The sequence below is a fragment of the Lentzea kristufekii genome, from assembly GCF_033949925.1.
Taxonomy (GTDB): Bacteria; Actinomycetota; Actinomycetes; order Mycobacteriales; family Pseudonocardiaceae; genus Lentzea; species Lentzea kristufekii.
This window is the reverse complement of the sequence record NZ_JAXAVV010000004.1, coordinates 152,033-173,917: the sequence shown is the minus strand read 5'-3', so window position 1 is coordinate 173,917 and position 21,885 is coordinate 152,033. Positions and strand designations below refer to the sequence as shown.

Genomic DNA, 21,885 nt, shown 5'->3' with positions numbered 1-21,885 from the left:
CCCCGAAGGTCTTCGGGGCGCCCCTTCACTCGTGGAGCAGTTCGTTCACCAGCTGCTCGATGTCGAAGTCGCCGTATCCGCGGCGCAGGTGGTGGACCTGAATGCTCGCGAGGTAATGCAGTTCCTCCGGCAGCGCCGCCGTCCTGAGCGCGGACCGCAGGCCGACGAGCACCGGCACCACCTTCTTGCCGGTCTGGTGCGCGAGGATCAGCTCCTTGCGCACCCAGTCCCCCGGATCCTCCAGGAACCGCGCGCCGTCGTTGTTCGTCTGGTGTTCCCAGCGCCGGCCGACGACCGCGATCACCGTCTCGCAGTTGCGCACGTTCTGTTCGAGCGCATCGGCGAAGTCCGCCAGACCAGGTCTCATCGACCGAACGTCGTAGAACACCGCCTTCTCCCCGAGCCGGCGGACGAGTTCCCGGTGCAGCAGCTCGGGAACGGCCTCCGCGTCGCCGGTGCGGAAGTTGATGAAGAACCTCGGCGAGGACGGCAGAGGCGGGTCGATCTCCACGCCGTACGGCTTGAGCTGGTCGGTGAGCCACGGCAGGTGGATCGGGGAGTCGAGCGCGCGCTGCACGCCGGAGTCCGGTGGTGCGGTGCACCGATCGTCGAACAGCACGACGGTCTCCCTGGGCATGTCCGCGATCGACTGCCAGAGAATCCCGTCCGCCCACGGCACCTGGTCGTGCAGCCATGCCGCCCACTGCCGGGTCGCGGGGAACCTGTCCGGAGTGGTCGTCGTCAGCCAGGTGTCCTGGTGTGTCTGAGCGAGGTCCTGCGCCGAGTACAGGCGGATCAGGTCGAGCGGGCTGGTGGTGCGGACCTCGCTCAGCACCTGACCGGCGAGCGCCACCCCGGGCAGGACGCGCTGGACGCCGCGGGTGACCGCGAACTCGCGCAGGAACCGTTCCGCGATCGCCGTCTCCGGTGCCGCGGACATGCACATCGTGCGGTGGGAGGCGCCCGCGCACGCGTCGAACCGGCCGCCGCCGAACGCGCCGCTGTGCTGCGGATCGAAGATCAACGGGCTCAGCGCGGCGGAATGGACGCGGTAGAAGGTCCGTCCGGCCGGGACGGTCTCGCGGACCGGGGTGCCGGTGAGTCTCGGCGGGGGAGGGATGTCGGGCACGGCTCAGCCCTCCGCCATCGCGACCGCGGCGGCCACCAGCAGCTCGTCCGGCCTGCGTCCGATCAGTTCGAACGGAGGCTCGGTGAGCCAGGCGTTGACGCTGAACCACCAGTCCGCGGCGCCCCACGGGTCCTCGTGTGCGCGCAGCAACCAGTTCACCCGCAACACGACCTCCAGCGGTGCGCCCGACTCGTCGAACTGGAACAGCGGCACGGACGCGCTGCCGTCGTCGCGGTGGAGTTTGATCACCCCGAACGCGTCCGGCGCGTGCCCGCGCTCGCGCAGGTCGGACGCCGATTCCCATTCGTGGGTGAGAATGCGTTCTTTTGCGCTGCGCGGGCGTCCGTACAACTGGGCGTCGCCCGAGATCGCGACCAGGAGGCGGTCCAGTTCGCGTACTTGTCCCGGGTTGGAATAACGCACTCCGGCATCGGTGAAAACCGGGTCGTCGTGCGGCAGGAGCTCACCGAGCAGGCGGGTGAGCGCGTGCGCGACGGCTGCTCGTTCATCGGCGTTCCGAGCGGACCGCAACGCGTCGACAAGACCGCGCAACCGGGCGCGCCCGTCGCTTCCGAGCAGGTCGGTGACCCTGTTCCAGTCCTTCACGAGCGCGTCGATGATGTGCTGCACCGCCACGGGCACCACTCCCGTTCCGTAGAGGGGACATTCTGCCCCGGCCGAACCGGGAAAATTTGGTCAGAAACAGGACATTTGATTGTCGTGCCCGGGAAATGCGCGGAACCGCACGTAGTTTCGTTCTCCGTCCGCACCCCCAGGACAGCCGCGAGGATCAATGAGCTCATCCGTCGGTTATTACGTTTCGGCCGCCGACATCGAGGCGAGGCGCAGACGGGAGTTGCGCGCTGACGTCGCGTCCGCGCTCGCGCGACTGGCCGGGGTGCGAGCGCGGGCCCGCGGCATCGGGCTCGCGATCCCCGCGGTGAGGGGCGGCTTCACCGACGACACGAGCAGCGACGACCTGCAGGCGCTTCTGGACCGGGTGTCCGCCGCGCACGCCGATGCCGACGAGTCGATCAACGCAGCCTGGCGGCAGAAGTGGCGGGCCGAGATCGGCAAGGCCACCGGCGGCACCGTGGTGACCGGACTGTCCGCCCAGGACGAGCTGGCCGCGGCGAAGTCCGGACCGGACCGCGACACCCTCGCGTTGCGGAGCGCGGTCGCCGACGCCGAGTCGCTGATGGCGGACCAGGGCCACCGTTGCGACGAGGAGGGCGTCGCCTCCGCGCGGGAGGTGTTCGCGGAACTGGCGAAGGCGGCCACCGTGGTGCGGGCCAGGTCGTTGTCGCTGGAGATCGCGGTGATCATCCAGAGGTCGATCGTGCGCCGCCGGGACGCCGCGGCGCTCGAAGGAGAACGGGTGCGCCTGCTGGAACTGGTGCGCGACGCCACCCCCGGCGATCAGGAGCAGTTGCGCGACCTCGTCACCACGGCCACGGACCTCGAGCAGGTGGCAGACCTGGTGTTCGCCTCGATCGAACGGGAGGACCGGGCCCGCCATCGGCGGAAGGTCGCGGACGCCACCGCGGAGGCGTTGGCGGAACTCGGTTGTGTGGTCGGCGAAGAGTTCGAGTCGCTGCTGACGACCGAGCAGCAGGCGGTCGTCGGGTTCCGCGCGCAGGACGGCTACGGGCTGCTCGTGCGCCTGCCGGAGGACGGCACGTCGCTGCTCACCGCGGTGGTCCGTGCCGAGGATCGGGCTGAGAGCGGTGCGCACGCCACCGCCGTGCAGACCGCGTACTGCGACGAAACGCTGCCAGAACTGCACGCCAAGTTGCGTGAGCGAGGAATCCAGCTCGGTGACACGCCGTTCCTGCGGGGCGATCCGGGCAGGGCGGTCCCCGTCGCACCCGCCCCGTTGCCGGGCAGGCAGCAGAAACCGGCGACGAAGACGACGGTGAAGGAGCGGCACCATGAAAGCTGAGGTGCCCGCCTGGGTCCGTGAGCTGGACCTCTCACTCGTCACCCACCCGCAGATCCTGCTGGTGGGCAACGTCCGCGACACGTACTTCCTGCCGGCCGGGACCGGATCGGCGCTGGCGCCGTTCGACCTGCCGCAGGTGGTCGAACGGTCGTGCCGGCTGCGCGGGTTCGCCGCGCTCGCGGTGTTCGACATCGCCCGCGACCGCCTCGACGTGTGGCGGCTGCGCGACGGCGAACTGCCTCTGCCGGACGCGTTGCGGGAGTTCATCGCCGACGACGCGTTGTCGGCGCCGGGCAGGGACGGCGGCTCGCCCGACGACCTGGTGCTGCGCCGGACCCGCCGGGTGCTCAGGGAGATCGTCACCTTCCGCACCGCGCCGATCGGGATGCTGTTCCCGTTCGCGGCCAGGCTGGGCTCGCCGCGCGCGGAGCTCACCGGCGAGGGCAAGCTGCTGATGGCCGCCGCTGAGGCACTTGCGCACGAAGCCCGCACCGTGCCGGGGTCGTCGCCGGTCATGCCCTACAACACCGTCTTCTGGGTCGCCGAGCGCGAGGAACAGCTGCCCGTCGAGTTCGCGATCTCACCGCGCACGGTCAAGGTGATCACCATCCCGGCCGCGCCCGTCGAGCAACGGCTCGCGGCGGCCAGGCACGCGGTGACCGTGGTGATGAGCAAGGGCACCCAGGCCGCGGACCAGCGCACGATCGACACGGCCGCGGAGAACCTCGTCTCGGTGACGCACGGGATGAGCAACGCCGAGGTGCTCGCGGTGAGCAGCGTGGCCATCGACCGTGGACTGCCGGTCAGCAGGCTGGACGAGGCCGCGCGGTTGTACAGGGTGGGGGTGCGCAACAACCCGTGGGCGGCGTCGTCCATTCGGAAGATCATCGCGGAGGCCGATCCGGCGGCGATCGGCGTGATCGGCCAGGACCGCGCCGTGCGCAAGGCGGTCGAGATCTTCATGCGGTCGGCGGCGGGGCTGACCGGCGCGCAGTCGTCCAGCTCCCCGAACCGGCCGCGCGGCGTGCTCTTCCTCGCCGGGCCGACGGGTGTCGGCAAGACCGAACTGGCCAAGGGCGTCGCCCGGCTGATCTTCGGCAGGGACGCGGAGCCGGTCAGGTTCGACATGAGCGAGTTCCAGCAGGAGCACGCGCGCGAACGGCTCGTCGGCGCCCCGCCCGGCTACGTCGGGTTCGACGCGGGCGGCGAGCTGACGAACGCGGTGCGGGCGAACCCGATGAGCGTGCTGCTGTTCGACGAGATCGACAAGGCGCACGAGCGGTTGTTCGACCTGTTCCTGCAGGTGCTGGAGGACGGCAGGCTGACCGACGGCCGCGGTTCGACCGTGCACTTCACCGAGAGCGTGCTGATCTTCACCTCGAACCTCGGGGTGACCGACCCGATGGCACCGCCCGGTGCTCCGCCGCGCTTCACCTACCGCGACGACCCCGCCGAGGTGCGCCGCGTGCTGCAGCAGTCGTTCGAGTCGTTCTTCGACAACAAGATCGGCCGGCCGGAGCTGCGCAACCGGCTCGGTGACGCGTTCATCGCGATGGACTTCATCCAGCCGGAGATCGTGCCCGCGCTGCTGGAGAAGGCGTTGTCGTCGGTCGCGCGCCGGATGGACGTCGTGCACCGGGTGCGGCTGGAGATCGGCCAGGCCGCGCGCAGGACGTTGTACGACAGGGCGATCGAGAACCTCGGCCACGGCGGGCGCGGGGTGAACAACGCGGTCGAGACGACGTTGATCAATCCGCTGTCGGAGATGGTGCTGCGAGAACCGCCGGCGCTCGACGAGACGTGGCGGGTCGACCAGCTCGTCGACGGCACGCACGGATGGCGGGCCGAGGTGACGCGGTGCTGAGAACGAGCCGTGTGCTGCACCCGATCACCGCTCTGGGCCCCGGTCGTCGTCTCGGAATCTGGCTCCAGGGTTGCACTCTGGCCTGCAAGGGCTGCATGTCCCTGGACACCTGGGAGCCCGGCGCGGGGACCGGGGTCGGCCTCGATCACCTGCGGTCGTTGTGGCAGGAGGCCGTGCGCGCGGGAGTCGACGGGCTGACGGTGAGCGGGGGAGAGCCGTTGCAACAGGCCACGGCCCTGAGGGAGTTCTTGGCGTCGTTGTCTCTCGAAGGCCGAGATGTCCTGCTGTACACGGGATACGAGCTCGGTGAGCTGGACGACGAGCAGCTGGGCGTGCTCGACCACGTGGACGCGGTGATCACCGGCCGGTACGTCGCGGGAGCGCAGCCGGGCTTGATCTGGCGCGGGTCGGCCAACCAGCGGCTCATCCCGCTGACGCCGCTCGGTGAACAGCGCTACCGGCCGTTCGTCGAGCTGGCCACCGGCCGCGCGCAGGTGCAGGTGCGGGTGGACGACGGGCTTCTGTGGCTGGTGGGCGTACCGCCGCCGGGCGTGCTGCCGAAGGTGGAAAGGCGCTTGCGCGACAACGGGATCGTCTTCGAGGAGGCCGCATGGCGACCGTGACCTACCGCTGCCCGGACGACCCGGACGGCTGCCCGTCCTCGACCGAACCGGGGTTCTGCGGCACACACCCGGCCACGACGCTGGAGGCGGTCCGCGCGGCGGCGTTCACCGTCACGGAACCCGAGGTGGTCGCGGAGCCCGCCGCGGCGCCGCTGACGCTGCGGTTCACGGGTCGCCTGATCGAGATTCCGGCGGACGGGATGGAGATCGGCCGTGAGACCGGGCCGCTCGCGTCCGTGCCGGACATGGCGGAGCTGACCCAGGTCTCGCGGCTGCACGCCACCATCTACCCGCTCAACGGCCATCTGTACATCAGGGACGAGCGCTCGCTCAACCACACCTATGTGGACGGCCGGAAGCTGACCGTCCCGCGCCGGCTGGAGGCGGGCCAGGTGGTGCGGCTCGGCCGGGACGTGGAGCTGCACGTCGAAGGCGTGCGGTACGACGAGTTCGGACTGCCGTCGTGAAGCGCGTGCACGTCGCCGCGATCACCAGCCGCGGCCTCGTGCGCGACGGCAACGAGGACCGCGTCGCCGTCTTCGGATGGCTGGCGCCGCAGGAGATGAGCGAACCCGTCGTGCTCGCGAGCCGGACCGCCGAACCGGTGTTGGTCGTGGTCGCGGACGGCCTCGGAGGGCACCAGGCGGGCGAGGTGGCGAGCGAGTTCGCGGTGACGGCGTTGAGCGCCGCGCTGCCCGGCCTCGCCGACGACCCCGTGGGGGTGTTCGGCCGCGTGCACCAGGACCTGCTGGAGCTGGGCGGGTCGCGACCGGAGCTGACCGGCACGGCGACGACCGCGACGGCGTTGCTGATCGCCGACGACCTGATCACGACCTGTCACGTGGGGGACAGCAGGGCGTACTACGTCGAACCCGGCCTCGTCACGCAGCTCACGACGGACGACGTCGACCAGGTCGCGGGCGGGACGCTCACCCAGGTGCTGGGCGGGCTCCCCGGCCGGGAGGTCGTGGCGCACGTACGTCAGGTGGACACCGCGGAAAGCCTGCGGTTCCTGCTGTGCACGGACGGACTGCACTCCTATGTGGACGCCGCCGTCGTGAGGGAGAACGCGGCGCTGGGAACGGTTTTCGACGCCGCGGAGGCGTTGCACCAGGCCGCGGTCGAGGCCGGTGCCCCGGACAACGTGTCCGTGTGCGTGGTCGACGTGTGGCTTGGAGGAGAAGGACATGACTGAGCCGGGACCGAGACCCAGCACCCCGACCGTGCAACAGGGACCTCACCCGACGGGCGGGCAGAACCAGGAACGCGGATCGGTGCCGACCGTGCAGCAGGGCGCCGTGCCGACCGTGCAGCAGGGCGCGGCACCACGGGAGGAACCGGGCGCGCCGGAGTTCCCCGACCAGTTGCGGGACCGGTTCGAACCGGCGGGTGTCCTCGGCACCGGAACCGAGGGCGTGGTCTGGCGTTGCCGCCGCACGGCCGAGGGCGACGAGGTCGCGGTGAAGGTGCACTGGGCCGGGCATCAGGCCGACCTGGAGCTGCTGGCGCACCTGGACAACAGCGAGTTCCGCAGGCACGTCCCGAAACTGCACCGCTACGAGTTCTTCTACAGCCCGTACGGCCCGATCTACTGGGTGGCGATGGAACTGCTCGAAGCCACGCTGGACCAGGAGATCCGCGAGCGGTTCGCCGCCGGCCGGTCGGAGCAGTGGGCGCGCGGCGTCCTGCGCGAACTCGCCCAGGCACTGCACTTCTGGCAGACCGAGGTGCGGCGCAACCCGATCGACGTCAAGCCGGACAACCTGATGCGGCGGGCCGGCGGCGAGTACGTCGTGGCCGACTTCGGCGGCGTCGTCGGGTTCACCGCCAGCCAGCAGATCGGCAGCACCACGATGGCCGCGCGCGCCTACACGCCGCCGGAGCAGTACTGGCAGGAGAAAGGCTGGCCGTGGCCGTGGTGGACGCTCGGCGAGATCGCGTACCAGCTCTTCACCGGGCACGGGCGGTTCCAGCGTGCCAACGGCCAGATGCTGTCCGACGAGGCGATCGAACGCATCCGCGCGCTCGGCGAGCTCGACCTGACCGAGGTCACCGACGAGCGGTGGAGGTTGCTGATCACCGGTCTGCTCACCACCGACCCGGTCGACAGGTGGGGCTGGGCGCAGGTCGAGAGCTGGCTGGCCGGCGGCAGTCCGGCGGTCACGGCCCGCGGACGGGCCAGGGCGCCGGGGCACTCGCCGATCACCTTCGTGGACGGCAGGACGTTCACCGATCCCGCGGACCTGGCGGTGGCGATGCTCGACAACCCGCACGCCGCTGAACGCTGGCTGACCACAGGTGACGGACGCCAGGTCCTCGACGACTGGTTGAAGGCGGAGGAACTCGACCGGCGGTTCGACATGCTGCGCCTGAGCCGGGCGACCGCGGGTTCTGCACGGCTGCACAGCGCGGTGCTCGCGTTCGGTGCGGCGTTCGCCCCCGAGGTCACCCCGCGCTACCGGGGACGTCCGGTCGACAGCGACGGGCTGGTCGCGGTGCTCGAGGAACCCGACGGGTTCGAGTTCGCGGGCGAGGTCGTGCTCGGGGACGTGCTCGGCACCGCCGGCGGCTACCACTGCCGGCACAACGGATGCGCCGGCCGGTGCGCCGTGCTGGACCGTGCCGCCGCCGAACTTCCGGTGCTGGTGCAGGCAGCGGAACGGATCGTCGGGCAGACGGGGTCGGGCGCGCTGACATCCGGTGAACGTGAACGCATGCACGGCATGGCTTTGCTGCTCGTGTTGCGTCCGGACCAGGCCGCACCCGTGTTGAGGCCGTCGTGGTGGGTGCGGGTCGCGAACGTGCCCTGGTGGCGTCCGCTGGCGAAGCAGTTCCCGGCCACCACGACCGCGGAGGGCAGGGCGACCCTGCTGGCACAGGGAATCCTGCAGGAACGGGTGGTGCTGCAACGCCCGCGGCGCGAGGTCAGGAGGTTCTCCGGACGCGGTGCGGCGAGGAAGCTCGGCGCGATCGCGGGGCTGTGGTTCGCGATGACCTCCATCGCGTGGGTCGTCGTCGTGCTGCGCAACGGGGAACTCGCCTTCGGGGGTGGGCCGGACGGCGAGCGCCAGGCCGCGATGCTCGGTGCGTCGGCCCAACTCGGGCTGGGGCCCCAGTTCATGGTGCTGGCGGCCGAGCTGGTCCTGCTGGTGCGCACCAGGGGCGCGGTGGCTGCCGGAGTGGTGTCGGCCGTCGCTCTGGGCTTCGCCTCGCCGTACCTCCCGTTGTTCACCGCCGTCGGCTCGCCGGAGCTGGTGGAGAGCCAGGTGGCGTCGCTCGCCGAGGTGTGGGCGGAGGGGATCGTGGTCGGTCTGGTCCTCATGGCCGGTGGCGGCCTCGGCCTGGCGGGGCTCGCCCGGTCCTGGTTGCCGGAAACGGTGTCGCGTGGTGTGAGCGGGAGGCGTGCGACGGGCACGAGCCGGGTGGTGGTCTACGCACTGGCCCTGGTGGCGCTGGCCATGGTGTTCTGGGCCGCCGTCGTCCTGCGGCTGACCATCCACACGGCCGACGTCGGCACGGCCGACGCCGGCGGCTACGCGGCGTTCCTGCAGAGCGGTTACCTGCTGGCGCTGGCCGGGGTTGCCGCCGTGGTCGCGATGTCGGGCAGGAACACGATCGGGACGCTGACGATCGGCGTGCTGGCCGTGCTCGTGCTGGCGGCGATCGCGAAGCCGGTGCCCGCACTGCAGTTCCTGTGGCTTCCGTACCTGCGCGAACCGCTGCTGTCGTTCGCCGGACTGTGGGGACAGGCCGCGTTCTGGGCCGCGCTCCTGGTGCACCTGCCGGTGACGGTGCTGTGCGTGCGCGGGATCCGCCGGGTGGTGGATGCCTGATGACGGACGACCACCGCGACCGGTTCGACCGCGTCGAGTCGCTGCTGTTCGAGTTCGACACGCGCATGGACGAGGGCGAGCCCGGCGACCAGGCGGTGCTCGACGAGGTCCGGTACCACCTCGACTGGATCCAGGCCGTCGCCGGCGAACCGTCGTTCGACTGGCTGTGGGCGCACTACCTGAGCGCCGAGTGGCACCGGTGCCGGGCACGGATGCGGCAGGACGTCCGCGAGATCGACGCCGCGGTCGCGGAACTGCGCCTCGTGGTCGGCTACTCCGACACGTTCTACTTCCGGCTCGACTTGGTCGAGCTGATCCAGATCCGCTACAACGCCACCGACGCGGACGATCGCCCCTACCTCGCTGAGGTCGTCGCGGAGTTGCGCGCTCTCGCGTCACGGGACCCCGATGACGAGGAGGACCGCGCCAAGGTGCTGTCACTGCTCGGACAGACGCTGCGCGAGCAGTTCCGGCGTGAGCTGAACGCCGACGAGAACCCGGCGCCCGAACTCCTGGACGAGGCCGAGCACTGCCTTTACGGCAGCCTCGACCTGTTCGACGCGGACGCCGAGAGCCTGCGTGCCGAGGCGGTGGTGGACCTCGCCAAACTCCTCACGTTCCGGTTCGGGACGACGGTCGACGCCTACGCCCGCGACAGGAAAGCGGACAGGGAGGAGGCGATCGCTCTCTACGAGATGGTGGCTCTCGACGATCCGGCCGCGGCCTTCGAGCTGAGTGACCTCCTGATGGACGGCTCGGACGAGATGATCGCCCGCACGGAGGCGTTGAGGGTGCTCGACACCGTCAAGCACTCTCCCCGGTGGGAGGACCACAAGGGGCAGTACGCGGCTCGGCGAAGCGACCTGCTGATCAGCCGTGCCCGCGGGAACCGCGCGGAGCTGCCCGGGCTGATCGACCACCTCGTCGACGCGTTCGCCGCTCAACCGGAGCAGGGACCCGTCGGGTTGGCGCTGACGGAGGCGTACTGGCTGGCGGGAGATGCCGAGGGCGTGGTCAGGACGATCGGCCGCCTCGCGGCCATCACGGACGGCGAGGACGTGCCGCCACCGGAGGTGCTCCTGCCGTACCTCGCCATCGCGACGGCCTCACTGGCGCTGCGCGGACGTGCCGACCGGGCAGAGGCCGAGCACCTGTTGCGGATGTGCGTGCGGGAGCCGTCCGAACTGGGCTGGACCAAACAGCTGCCGCACGCACTGCTGGCGATGGTGGTGGACGACCAGGCCGCGGTGCCGGAGTCCCTCGCCACGTCCGTGATCGGCGACGGCAACGAGAAGCAGTCGGCCTGTGACCTGCTCGACTGGCTCAGGCAGCACGAGCGGCCCGGACCCGACTGGCTCTGCGCGGTGGCGGCCATGACGGTCAAGCTGGTGGAAGACCCGGACACCCGGCTGACCGCACTGCACGCCGTTGCCGCGGCCCGCGCCGCCGTCAGCGGGCAGGAGCCGTTCGCCCTGGAGTTGCTCGTGCGGCACGCCATGCTGCTCGCCGGCCACGGCGAGGACACGAACGATCGCGACGCCGAGATCGAGGCGGCCGTGTTGCTGGACGAGTACTTCGGTGTCGCAGGCGTGGACGACCCGCTCCGGACTGTCGCATTGGGACTGCACGGTGCGGTCGTGGCCGACGTGCACGCACGCGGCGGAGTGGCGGGAGTTCCGCTGGACAACGCCAAAGCCGCACTGGAGAAAGCATGTGCGGACCCGGACGTGGACGCCGATCTCCGGTCGGTCTTCCTGGTCCAGCTCGCGCGCCTGGAGCTCCTGCTGACCGTCCAGGACCGCGCGGACCACTACGGGACCGCCATCAGCCACTGCCGCGAGGCGATGAGCCTGGCCACACCGGGCACCGAGGACCACGACCGCGCCTGGTTCATGCTGGGTTCGGTGCTGCTGAGCAGGTTCCACGACCACGGCGATCACCAGGACCACGACGCCGGTTTCCGGCATCTGCGCGATCTGCGGGAGTCGAAGCTGGCCCGCGGGCTCGACGTCGCCGACGTCGACGAGGTGCTGCGGTTGCTGGAACCGTTCCTGACCAGCGGAACCCTGTTCGACCTCGGCCTGGCCCCGGCCGAGATACGCGCGCGGCTGAAGGCGCTGGACGACAGCGACCTGGATCCGATGTCCCTGGTGACGGAGCGGTTCGTCCTCCTGCAGGCGCTCCTGAAGCGCGCACAGGAGGCGAACGACCTGGCGATGACGGCGGATGCGCTGGACCAGCTCGGGATGGTCTCGGGCGGAGTCGAGGCCGGCTCGGCCATGTACGCCTCGACCACCGTGGCCTCGCTGTACGGCTCGACGGCCGCGGCAGCCGCGAGAGGCGACTCCGGACAGTTCCTCGACGGGATAGCCGAGCTGGAGGCGATCCGCGACGACGCAGGGACGAACCGCGTCGATCACGGCTTCGCGGTGTTCGGGCTCTCCATGCTCTGGCACACCCGGCACAAGATCACCCGGAGCGCTGCGGATCTCGACCAGGCGTTGCGCCACTACACCGCTCTCGACGTCGGCTCGCTGAGCCTGCGGGACGCCACCGGACTGCTCGACGGCATGGCGGACAGCTGCTGGAGTCTCGCCGCGCTGGGGTACGGGACGGCCGCCATCTCGGTCGGGTTCGACACCCTGAGGATCCGGGCGCGGCACGTCCTGCTGCAGAACACCGGGGAGCACGCGGCGCAGCAGGCGGCCGACGCCGCCGCTCGTGGCCAGCGGGTGGCGTTGCGCTGTGCCGCGTCGGGTGAGTTCGGCCGGGCCGTCGAGGCGGTCGAGTGGGGGCGCGGGCTCGTGCTGCACAGCGCGACCTTCACGTCCGGCATCGCCGCGAGGCTGAAGGCGGCGGGGCACGTCGACCTGGCCGCCGAGTTCGAGTCCGGTGCGGGAGCCGTGGCCGGTGCGGGGCCGGATTTCGCGCCCAGCGACGTGCGGCGGCGGGCGCTCGCCGTGCTGGGCAACGTCGTCGAGGCGTTGACGCCGCCGTCGTCGGAGGAGATCGCCTCCGCGCTGCGGAGCCTCGACGCCGCAGGGCTCGTGCATCTGGTGCCCGGTCAGGACGGGCACACCGGGCGGGCTCTCGTGACGACGGCGGACGGCGCGGTGTCCGAGGTGTTGCTGCCGTTGCTGCTGGACGGGCCGGACAGCCAGGTGGGCCGGTACCTCGCGATGGACGACCGGCACCGGCGCGAGGCGTTGCCCGCGTTGTGCGCCTGGGCGTGGCGGGCCGCTGTGGAACCGTTGCTGCACAGGTTCTCCGGGGGACTTCCCTGGCTCGTGCTGGTACCGGCCGGTGCGCTGGGCGTGGTGCCGTGGCACGCCGCCGCTGGTGAGGGCCGGACGGCGGTGCGCGAAGCGGGATTCACCTATGCGGCGTCCGCCCGGCAGCTGTGCGAGCTCGCGCAACGGGATCGGCAACCGGTGGGCGCCTCGCCGGTCGTGGTGAGCAACCCGGCGGGCACGCTGGCCGCGGCGCAGTACGAGGCGGAGTTCCTGCACGGTCTTTACCCGCACGGGCACTTCTACGGCCAGGTCGGGCCGGGGGTACCGGTGCGCGGGGCAGGTACGCCCGACGAGGTGCTGGGGGAGAACGGAGCCTCACTGCAGCACCTGGGCTGTCACGCCAGTGCGGGTGCGACACCCGCTCAGTCGGCGTTGGAGCTGGCCCGCGCCGATCTGTCCGTCGAACGGATGCTGCGCCACGCGGCAGCGCGCCGAAACGGTGTGCCCGGCGGGCTGGTCGTGCTGGCAGCCTGTGAGAGCGACCTGACGGCGAGCCTGCACGACGAGTCGCTCACGCTGGCGTCCGCGTACGTGGCGGCCGGGGCGACCGGCGTCGTCGGCACGAAGTGGAAGGTGGACGACGTCGAGTCGGCGCTGCTGATGTGCGTGTTCTACGACTTCCTGGCGCGCCGGGACATGCGGCCGCGAGACGCGTTGCGCGCGGTGCAGCTGTGGGCGCTCGACCACGACCGCGTGGTTCCCGCGGGCGTGGCGAGGCATCTCAGCGAGCTCGGCAGGGCTGCCTCGCTCGCGAATCCCGTGTACTGGGCGGCTTTCGCGCACCACGGCTGGTGATCAGGTGCCGGTCACGGAGTCGCAGCTGACCGTCGCGCCGGGCTTGCCGGTCGCCGACGCGAGCTCCTTCACGCCGTCCAGCAGGATGCGGCACGTCAGCACCTGGTCGGCCTTGGGCGTGGCGGAGACCTGCGCCCTCTCGCCGGCGTTGATCACGACCTCGAACGACCACGGCAGCGGCTTCTCGGTCGTGACGATCTGGGGTGTCTGCTTGCGGTACCGCGTGGCCGACTCCGCGTACGTCACCTCCACGAGCGTCTCGGCGGGCTGCGCCGACACCTCGTAGGTGATGGCCCAGGCCTTGCCGGTCAGCGTCGTCCAGCCGCCGTAGTGGTTCACCAGCAGCACCGTTCCGCCGCCCACCATAGCCAGTACGGCGAGGACGACTGCGAGCGTCTTCATAGGACAGACGGTAGTGGCGGGCGCGTGCGCCGGCATCGTTCGGCGGTGTGACTCGCGGGTCATCCCGCGGGACGACTCACTTCAGCAGCAGGCGGACCGTGAGTTCGAGGCGGTTCGCGACGTCGGTGGCCGTGGCGCGGCGGGTGACCCAGGCGACCAGGTTCGACAGCCACACGTCGCCGATGACGCGGGCGATGGCCTTCTGCTCGTCCGTCGGCGCCTCGTCGCTCATCGCCTTCGTGAACATGCTCTCCATCAGCCAGGAGACCTTGTCGATCTCGGCGCCCGCGGAGGCGTCGGCGAAGGTGAACGCGCGCGTCATCGCCTCGGTGAGGTGCGGGTTGCGCTGCAGGCCCCTGGTGATGCGGCCGAGCACGAACAGCACGCGCTCGTACGGCGAGTCGCCCGGAACGGTGGTGCGGTCCATCTTCTCCTGGGCGCGCTCCAGCTCGACGGCGAGGCTCGACACGAGCAGGTGGACCTTCGAGGGGAAGTAGCGGTACAACGTGCCCAGCGCGACGTCCGCCCGGTCGGCCACCGCGCGCATCTGGACGGCGTCGAACCCGCCCTTGGACGCCAGCGCGATGGTCGCGTCGACGATCCGCTTGCGGCGTTCGCGCTGCGCGGCCGAGCTGAGCTCGTCGCCCGCCATGAGCGCGTCCGTGCGCGACTTCGAAGGTGACACGGAGATGATCCTCCTGGAACGTGTTGCAGCTGCGTTCGCATCATACTCGATCGGTTTGGCAGCCATGATCTGTTGCCGGAAATAGAACACGTTCTATAAACTTCTTCATGTACTGGAGGAGGCCGCATGCCGATCGCCACGACCGGGGACCAACGAGCGTTGCGCGACAGCGTGGACGCCGCCGGGAATGAGTGGGCAGATCTCGTCAAGGTCGGGTTCTTCGAGGTGACGCGGGAGGGCGGCACGGTCACCGATCTCGCGGTGATGCTGGAGCGGGCGGCCGAGAACCTCGTGCCCGGGCCGTTGCTGCCCACGGCGCTGACGTCGGTGCTGTTCCCGGATTTCGACGGGGTCGCCGGGTTCGGGTTCTCGGCTCACCACGTGGTCGGTGCCGCCGAAGCGACGCACCTGTTGCTCAAAACGGACAACTGGACGCTCGTGCCCGCCGGGCAGGTGACCGTCACGGCGCTGGAAGCCGTGGACCACTCACGTTCACTCGGGTCGGTGGTGGTCGGTGAGCCGGGCGAGGCGGTGGCGGATCCGACCGATCTCGCGGTGACGCTGATGGCCGCCGAGGCCAGCGGGGTTGCCGCCTGGTGTCTCAACACCGCTGTGGAGTACGCGAAACAGCGTCAGCAGTTCGGGCGTGTCATCGGGTCGTTCCAGGCCGTGAAACACCTGTGCGTGGAGATGCTGTGCCGCGCCGAGCAGGCTTCGTCGGTCGCCTGGGACGCCGCCCGGTCGGTCGGCGACGACGAGCACCCGCTGGCGGCCGCGGTGGCGGGTGCCGTCGCGTTCGACGCGGCCGTCCGCAACGCCAAGGACTGCATCCAGGTGCTGGGCGGCATCGGCTTCACCTGGGAACACGACGCCCACCGCTACCTGCGCCGGGCGGTGGCGCTGCAGCAGCTCGCGGGCGGTGTCGCGCGGTGGCGCCGGCGTGTCGCCGAGCTGGTGCTGGCCGGTGCACGCCGGTCGCTCGCCGTCCAGGTCGAGTCCGATCCGGACGTGCGCACGTTCGCGGAGGAGATCGCCGGACTCGACCCCGCCGCAGCACGGGAACGGCTGGCGAGCAGCGGTTTCCTGGTGCCGCACTGGCCGAAGCCGTACGGGCAGGACGCCGGACCCGCCCGGCAGATGGTGATCGACAGCGAGTTCGCCCGTGCCGGGGTGCGCAGGCCGGACCTGGTCATCGGCGGCTGGGCCGGGCCGACGATCCTCCGGCACGGAACGCCCGAGCAGCAGGAACGGTTCGTGCCACCGACGTTGAGCGGTGAGCTGACCTGGTGCCAGCTGTTCAGCGAACCCGAGGCCGGCTCGGACCTGGCGTCGTTGCGCACCAAGGCTCTCAAAACCGACGGCGGCTGGAGGCTCACCGGTCAGAAGGTCTGGACGTCGCTCGCGCACCAGGCCGACTGGGCGATCTGCCTGGCCCGCACGGATTCGAGCGTGCCGAAGCACAAGGGCATCACGTACTTCCTGGTCGACATGCGCTCCGCGGGCATCGACGTGCGGCCGTTGCGGGAGATCACCGGCGACGCGCGGTTCAACGAGGTCTTCCTCGACGACGTGTTCGTGCCGGACGACTGCGTGGTCGGCACGGTGAACGACGGCTGGCGGCTCGCCCGCACGACCCTCGCGAACGAACGCGTCGCGATGGGCTCGTCGCTCGGCGAGCCTCTCGAACAGGTCCTCAAGTCCCCGGCCGCTCCTGACCACGCGGAACGGCTGGGTGCGTTGGTGGCGCAGGGACTCGCGGTGTCGGTGCTGGACCTGCGAGCGAGCCTGCGGGTGCTGGGCGGGCAGGAACCGGGCGCGGAGTCCAGCGTGCGCAAGCTCGTCGGGGTGCGGCAGCGGCAGGACGTCGCCGAGTTCGCGGTCGACCTGCTCGGGCCGGACGCCGCCGTGGACAGCGGCGAGATGCACGAGTTCCTGCTCAGCCGCTGCCTGAGCATCGCGGGCGGGACGACGCAAGTGCTGATGAACCTGGCAGGCGAGCGGATTCTCGGCTTACCGAGGGAGCCTTAAATGGATTTCCAGCTCGACGAGACCCAGCGCGAGATCGCCACCCTGGCGGCCGACGTGCTGGGCAGGGAGAGCGCCACCCCCTGGAAGGCGTTGGGAGAGGCGGGGTTGCTGGCCCTGGCCGTTCCGGAACGGCTCGGTGGCGACGGGTTCGGCGTGCTGGAGACGGCCGTGCTGCTCACCGAGGTCGGCCGGCGGGCGGTGGACGTCCCGGCGCTGGCCACGCTCGCGCTGGGCGTGCTGCCGATCGTGCGGTACGGCACCGCCGAGCAGCAGGACGCCCTGCTGCCGCTGGTGACCGAGCAGCACGGGGTGCTGACGGCGGCGCTGAGCGAACCGTCGCGGCCCCTGCCCGCCGAACCGGAGACCACGGCAGGGCCGGACGGCATCTTCGGCGTGAAGATCAACGTGCCGTACGCCGCAGAGGCGAGCCGAATCCTGGTCAGCACGAACAGGGGTGTGTTCGTCGTCGACCCTGCGCGACCCGGCGTGTCCACATCGGACGGAACGGTCCGACTCGAAGGCGCCCGAGGTGAACTGCTGGAAGGCGCGGAGGACGGCATTCGCCGGTTCGCGCTGGCCGGAGCCTGCGCAGTGGCGGACGGCGTCCTGGCCGGCGCTCTCGACCTCACCGTGAAGCACGTCGGCACCCGCCACCAGTTCGGCAAACCGCTGGCCACCTTCCAGGCCGCCGCGTTGCTGGTCGCGGACGTCTACATCGCCTCGCGCACCCTGCACCTGGCCGCGCTGACCGCCGCGTGGAGCCTCGACGACAACGACCTGGACACGGCTGCCTACTGGCTCGCGGCGGAGACCCTGCCGGCCGTGCACACCTGCCACCACCTGCACGGCGGCCTCGGGCTCGACATCACCTACCCGATGCACCGCTACTACGGCGTGGCCAAGGAGCTGACGCGGTTCGTCGGCGGAGTGGAGCACCGCTTGGGAGCCCTCGATGTTCATTGACCTCACCGCGGAGCAGCGCAAGCTGCGCGACGAGCTCCGCGAGTACTTCGCGACCGTCATGTCCGCCGCCGAACGCGAGGCGATGCTCACCGAACGGCACGGCGAGACATATCGCGAGCTGGTCAGGAGGCTGGGGCGGGACGGACGCCTCGGCGTCGGCTGGCCGGAGGAGTACGGCGGCCTGGGGTTCGGGCCGGTGGAGCAGCAGATCTTCGTCAACGAGGCCGCCCGCGCGGACGTCCCGCTGCCGTACGTGACGCTGCAGACCGTCGGACCGACCTTGCAGACGTACGGAACGCAGGAGCAGAAGGACTTCTTCCTGCCGAAGATCCTCAGCGGCGACCTGCACTTCGCCATCGGCTACACCGAGCCCGACGCGGGCACGGACCTGGCCGCGTTGCGCACCAAGGCAGTCCGCGAAGACGACCACTACGTCGTCAACGGGCAGAAGACCTTCACGACCGGTGGCCACGACGCGGACTACGTGTGGCTGGCCTGCCGCACCGGAGCGCCGGACTCGCGGCACAAGGGCATCACGATCCTGATCGTCGACACCACCGACCCCGGCTACTCCTGGACGCCGATCATCACCTGTGACGGCGCCCACCACGTCAACGCCACCTACTACAACGACGTCCGCGTGCCCGAAGCCCGCCGGGTCGGTGAGGAGAACAAGGGCTGGCGGCTGATCACCACGCAGCTCAACCACGAACGCGTGATGCTCGGCCCTTCCGGCCGGCTCGGCGCCCTGGTCGAGCGGGTCCACGACTGGGCCTCGGAACGTCAGCTCCTCGACGAACCGGACGTGCGAAGGGCTCTGGCCGAGGCACGGGCGGTCCACCGCGTGAACGAGCTGCTCAACTGGCAGGTCGCGAGCGGTGAGGTCGAGGTCGCGGACGCTTCGGCGACGAAGGTGTTCGCCGCCGACCGGACCCAGCGGGTCGGCCGGTTGCTGGAGGAGCTGGTCGGCCGGCACGGCGCGGACGCGGAACTGGTGCGCTGGCTGGACGTCCAGGCGCGGCGCAACCTCGTGCTGACGTTCGGCGGGGGAGTGCAGGAGATCCAGCGCGAGCTGATCGCGAACATCGGGCTCGGTCTGCCGAGGGTGGTGCGATGATCGACATCGAAAAAGAGGCCGCCCGAATCGCCGAACAGGGCGAGTCCGCGCCACGACTGGCCCGCGACCCGGTCAACCTGCCGATGATCAACAACTGGCTGGAGGCCATCGGCGACGAACACCCCGGCTACACCGAGGTCGCACCGCCCGCGATGGTCCAGGTGTGGACGATGGCCGGACTGCGCGGCCAACGCGCGACGGACGACCCGCTCGGCGCGATGATGGCCGTCCTCGACGAGGCCGGGTACACGTCCGTGGTCGCGACGAACAGCGATCAGACCTATCACCGGTACCTCGAGGTCGGCGAGCACCTGTCGGTCACGACGAGCCTGGAGGACGTGACCGGACCGAAGCGGACGGGGCTCGGCGAAGGCTGGTTCGTGACGACCCGCAGCACCTGGTGGGTCGGGGACGAGGCCGTCGCCGAGATGCGGTTCCGCGTGCTGAAGTACAAGCCCGCGCCCAAGCCCGAACCGAAGCCGGAAGCCCCGAAGGCTCAGGCGATCCGGCCGTCGGTCAACCGCGACACCGAGTACTTCTGGGAAGGCACCCGGCTGGGTGAGCTGCGCATCCAGCGGTGTGGCGGCTGCGGTCTCCTGCGGCACCCTCCAGGCCCGATGTGCCCGGAATGCGGTGCCACCAAGCCGAAGTACCTCGTCTCTGAGGGCTACGGCGTGGTCTACAGCTACGTCGTGCACCACCACCCGCAGGTGCCCGGCAAGCAGACCCCGTTCGTCATCGCCCTGGTCGAACTGGACGAGGGCGTGCGGATGCTGGGCGAACTGGACGGTGAGCCGAGCGTCGGGCTGCCGGTCGAGGTCGTGTTCACCAAGGTCGACGACGAGCTGACGATGCCCAGCTGGAGGCCCCGTGCGGATCGGTGATTCCCTGCCCGAGTGGCACGTCGAGGCCACCCCGACGTTCGTGATCAGCACCGCGCTGGCCACCCGCGACTTCCAGGACGTCCACCACGACCGCGACCTGGCGGTCCAGCGCGGCTCGAAGGACATCTTCATCAACATCCTCACCACCACCGGCCTGGTGCAGCGCTACGTCACGGACTGGGCGGGCCCGGAGGCGTTGGTGCGGCAGGTGAACATCAAGCTCGGCGCGCCCTGTTTCGCCTACGACACGCTGAAGTTCTTCGGCCAGGTCGTCGAACGCGAGCAGCAGGACCTGACCATCGAGGTCGTCGGCCGCACCGCGCACGGCGACCACGTCACCGGAACCGTGAAGATCGAGGTGCCCTCGTGAACGCCGCGATCGTCGGGATCGGCGCGACCGACTTCTCCAAGGACTCCGGCCGCAGCGAACTCCAGCTCGCAGCCGAGGCCGTCAGAGCCGCCCTCGACGATGCCGGACTGGAACCGTCCGATGTGGACGGCCTGGTCAGCTTCACCATGGACACCAACGCCGAGATCGCGGTCGCGCGCGAGCTGGGCATCCCGGAGCTGACGTTCTTCAGCCGCGTGCACTACGGCGGCGGTGCGGCGTGTGCGACGGTCCAGCAGGCCGCGATGGCCGTCGAGACCGGCGCGGCGAAGGTCGTCGTCTGCTACCGGGCGTTCAACGAACGTTCCGGGCACCGGTTCGGACAGGTTCAGACGGCGGCCGCGGCCAACATCGACAACAGCTGGTCGTACCCGATGGGCCTGGGCACGCCGGCCGCGATGGTCGCCATGTTCGCCCGCCGGTACATGCACGAGTACGGCGCCACGAGCGAGGACTTCGGCCGGATCGCGGTGATCGACCGCAAGCACGCCGCCACGAACCCGCACGCGTGGTTCCACGACCGGCCGATCACCCTGGACGACCACCAGTCGTCACGCTGGATCGCCGAACCTCTCCGGCTCCTCGACTGCTGCCAGGAGAGCGACGGCGGGGTCGCGCTCGTGGTCACGTCGGCGGAACGCGCCCGCGACCTGCCGGCCAAGCCCGCGCACGTCAGGGCGGCGACGCAGGGCAGCGGCGCGGACCAGTTCACGATGACCAGCTACTACCGCGACGACCTGACCGGGCTGCCCGAGATGGGAGTGGTGGCCAGGGGACTGTGGGAGAGGTCGGGCATCGGTCCGTCCGATGTGGACGTCGCCGTGCTCTACGACCACTTCACGCCGTTCGTCCTGGTCCAGCTCGAAGAGCTGGGCTTCTGCGGACGGGGCGAGGCCAAGGACTTCGTCGCGTCCGGAGCGCTCGAACTGGACGGGACGCTCCCGCTCAACCCGCACGGCGGCCAGCTCGGCGAGGCCTACCTGCACGGCATGAACGGCATCGCCGAGGGGGTGCGCCAGATCCGCGGCACCGCGGTGAACCAGGTCGCCGGCGTCGAGCACGTCCTGGTCACCGCCGGCACCGGCGTCCCGACCAGCGGCCTAGTCCTCGGCCAGGGTTAGCACCGCGTCGGCGAGAACGGGACGGTCCCCGGCGGACGTCGTCAGCACCAGCCGCGGACCGTCCCGCCACACCTGCGTGGTCAGCGTCTCGCCGGGGAACACCACGCCCGCGAACTTCGCGCCGAACGACGCCACCTGCTCCGGCCCGTCGAGCACGGCGTCGATCACCGCCTTGCACACCACGCCGTACGTGCACAGCCCGTGCAGGATCGGCGCGTCGAACCCGGCCCGTTGCGCGAACTCGGGATCGGCGTGCAGCGGGTTGCGGTCACCGCACAGCCGGTAGAGGTAGGCCTGCTGCGGCAGGGTCGGTGTCTCGATCACGAAGTCCGGCTCGCGTTCGGGCACCTCGACCTTGCCCGAAGGCCCGCGTTCGCCGCCGAACCCGCCCTCGCCACGAGCGAAGATGCTGGACCGGGTCGTGTACAGCGCGGTCCCGTCCGGCGTCACGGCCGTCGACTCCTGCACGATGACCGCGGCCTTGCCCTTGTCCCACACGTCCGCGATCCGCGTCCGCAGCACGGCCTCACCCTCGGCAGGCAACGGCGCGTGCACGGTGATCTCCTGCGTGCCGTGCAGAACCCGGGCCAGGTCGATGTCGACACCGGGGAACGACACGGCGGGCGGCGCGGTCTCGTGGAAGCGCGGCGCGACCACCCCGAACGTCGGCAGCACGCGCAAGCCCTGCTCGTAGACGTAACGGAGCTCGGTCGCCCCCAGCGCCAGGTGGTAGAGCAGCACGTCGGACTCGGTCCAGGAGAACTCGACCTCGGGAAGCTCCGCCCCGACGGCGACGGAAGGATCGATCGGCATCAGGC

Annotated in this window: 18 protein-coding genes; 13 read left to right on the top strand and 5 right to left on the bottom strand. The window is 70.6% G+C overall.

Going from position 1 to position 21,885, the window contains the following annotated elements; translation table 11 throughout:
* Nucleotides 1–25: 25 nt before the first annotated feature.
* Nucleotides 26–1,129, bottom strand: coding sequence for an RES domain-containing protein (locus SK571_RS10025; RefSeq protein ID WP_319983748.1), 1,104 nt, complete (start codon nucleotides 1,127–1,129; stop codon nucleotides 26–28).
* 3 nt (nucleotides 1,130–1,132) lie between these two features.
* A complete protein-coding gene (locus tag SK571_RS10020) occupies nucleotides 1,133–1,765 on the bottom strand; it encodes a hypothetical protein (protein ID WP_319983747.1) in 633 nt (210 codons plus the stop codon).
* A 157-nt stretch (nucleotides 1,766–1,922) separates the two neighbouring features.
* Between SK571_RS10020 and SK571_RS10015 the strand changes: the two genes are divergently transcribed.
* From SK571_RS10015 to SK571_RS09985, 7 genes are read left to right on the top strand one after another with little or no spacing between them, the layout of a single operon-like run.
* Nucleotides 1,923–3,071, top strand: coding sequence for a hypothetical protein (locus SK571_RS10015; RefSeq protein ID WP_319983746.1), 1,149 nt, complete (start codon nucleotides 1,923–1,925; stop codon nucleotides 3,069–3,071).
* Complete coding sequence (locus SK571_RS10010) at nucleotides 3,061–4,935, top strand: AAA family ATPase (RefSeq protein WP_319983745.1); 1,875 nt, start codon at nucleotides 3,061–3,063, stop codon at nucleotides 4,933–4,935. Before SK571_RS10015 ends, SK571_RS10010 begins: the two co-directional genes overlap by 11 nt.
* The gene (locus SK571_RS10005; protein WP_319983744.1) at nucleotides 4,929–5,558 is read left to right on the top strand and encodes a 4Fe-4S single cluster domain-containing protein; all 630 of its coding nucleotides are present in this window, start codon (nucleotides 4,929–4,931) and stop codon (nucleotides 5,556–5,558) included. Before SK571_RS10010 ends, SK571_RS10005 begins: the two co-directional genes overlap by 7 nt.
* Nucleotides 5,546–6,025: an FHA domain-containing protein gene (locus SK571_RS10000; protein ID WP_319983743.1), complete on the top strand. Its 480-nt coding sequence runs from the start codon at nucleotides 5,546–5,548 to the stop codon at nucleotides 6,023–6,025. Before SK571_RS10005 ends, SK571_RS10000 begins: the two co-directional genes overlap by 13 nt.
* On the top strand, nucleotides 6,022–6,753 hold the full coding sequence (locus SK571_RS09995; RefSeq protein ID WP_319983742.1) for a PP2C family protein-serine/threonine phosphatase: 732 nt from the start codon (nucleotides 6,022–6,024) through the stop codon (nucleotides 6,751–6,753). Before SK571_RS10000 ends, SK571_RS09995 begins: the two co-directional genes overlap by 4 nt.
* Nucleotides 6,746–9,391, top strand: coding sequence for a protein kinase domain-containing protein (locus tag SK571_RS09990; protein ID WP_319983741.1), 2,646 nt, complete (start codon nucleotides 6,746–6,748; stop codon nucleotides 9,389–9,391). Before SK571_RS09995 ends, SK571_RS09990 begins: the two co-directional genes overlap by 8 nt.
* Nucleotides 9,391–13,479: a CHAT domain-containing protein gene (locus tag SK571_RS09985; protein WP_319983740.1), complete on the top strand. Its 4,089-nt coding sequence runs from the start codon at nucleotides 9,391–9,393 to the stop codon at nucleotides 13,477–13,479. The genes SK571_RS09990 and SK571_RS09985 overlap by 1 nt, the downstream gene beginning before the upstream one ends.
* Here the strand turns inward: SK571_RS09985 and SK571_RS09980 are convergent, their stop codons facing one another.
* Nucleotides 13,480–13,881 (bottom strand): MmpS family transport accessory protein, encoded by a 402-nt coding sequence (locus SK571_RS09980; RefSeq protein ID WP_319983739.1) that lies wholly within the window; start codon nucleotides 13,879–13,881, stop codon nucleotides 13,480–13,482. It abuts the gene before it with no gap.
* Between the two features lie 76 nt (nucleotides 13,882–13,957).
* Nucleotides 13,958–14,533, bottom strand: coding sequence for a cholesterol catabolism transcriptional regulator KstR (gene kstR, locus SK571_RS09975; RefSeq protein WP_266037289.1), 576 nt, complete (start codon nucleotides 14,531–14,533; stop codon nucleotides 13,958–13,960).
* A 159-nt stretch (nucleotides 14,534–14,692) separates the two neighbouring features.
* Here kstR and SK571_RS09970 point away from each other — a divergent pair, with 159 nt between their 5' ends.
* Genes SK571_RS09970 through SK571_RS09945 form a run of 6 tightly spaced genes read left to right on the top strand, consistent with a single transcriptional unit; the run spans nucleotide 14,693 to nucleotide 21,067 of the window.
* Nucleotides 14,693–16,594 carry an acyl-CoA dehydrogenase family protein gene (locus SK571_RS09970; RefSeq protein ID WP_319983738.1) on the top strand — a complete coding sequence of 634 codons (1,902 nt, stop codon included), beginning with the start codon at nucleotides 14,693–14,695 and terminating at the stop codon, nucleotides 16,592–16,594.
* The gene (locus SK571_RS09965) at nucleotides 16,595–17,557 is read left to right on the top strand and encodes an acyl-CoA dehydrogenase family protein (protein ID WP_319983737.1); all 963 of its coding nucleotides are present in this window, start codon (nucleotides 16,595–16,597) and stop codon (nucleotides 17,555–17,557) included. It abuts the gene before it with no gap.
* Nucleotides 17,547–18,674 carry an acyl-CoA dehydrogenase family protein gene (locus SK571_RS09960; protein ID WP_319983736.1) on the top strand — a complete coding sequence of 376 codons (1,128 nt, stop codon included), beginning with the start codon at nucleotides 17,547–17,549 and terminating at the stop codon, nucleotides 18,672–18,674. The genes SK571_RS09965 and SK571_RS09960 overlap by 11 nt, the downstream gene beginning before the upstream one ends.
* Nucleotides 18,674–19,558, top strand: coding sequence for a bifunctional MaoC family dehydratase N-terminal/OB-fold nucleic acid binding domain-containing protein (locus SK571_RS09955; RefSeq protein ID WP_319984021.1), 885 nt, complete (start codon nucleotides 18,674–18,676; stop codon nucleotides 19,556–19,558). The genes SK571_RS09960 and SK571_RS09955 overlap by 1 nt, the downstream gene beginning before the upstream one ends.
* Nucleotides 19,545–19,928, top strand: a complete 384-nt coding sequence (locus SK571_RS09950) for a MaoC family dehydratase (protein ID WP_319983735.1) — start codon at nucleotides 19,545–19,547, stop codon at nucleotides 19,926–19,928. The genes SK571_RS09955 and SK571_RS09950 overlap by 14 nt, the downstream gene beginning before the upstream one ends.
* Complete coding sequence (locus SK571_RS09945) at nucleotides 19,925–21,067, top strand: lipid-transfer protein (RefSeq protein ID WP_319983734.1); 1,143 nt, start codon at nucleotides 19,925–19,927, stop codon at nucleotides 21,065–21,067. The genes SK571_RS09950 and SK571_RS09945 overlap by 4 nt, the downstream gene beginning before the upstream one ends.
* On the opposite strand, the gene SK571_RS09940 is transcribed toward SK571_RS09945, so the two are convergent.
* The gene (locus SK571_RS09940) at nucleotides 21,047–21,880 is read right to left on the bottom strand and encodes a MaoC/PaaZ C-terminal domain-containing protein (protein ID WP_319983733.1); all 834 of its coding nucleotides are present in this window, start codon (nucleotides 21,878–21,880) and stop codon (nucleotides 21,047–21,049) included. The two genes, SK571_RS09945 and SK571_RS09940, sit on opposite strands and share 21 nt — an antisense overlap.
* Between the last annotated feature and the right edge of the window lie 5 nt (nucleotides 21,881–21,885).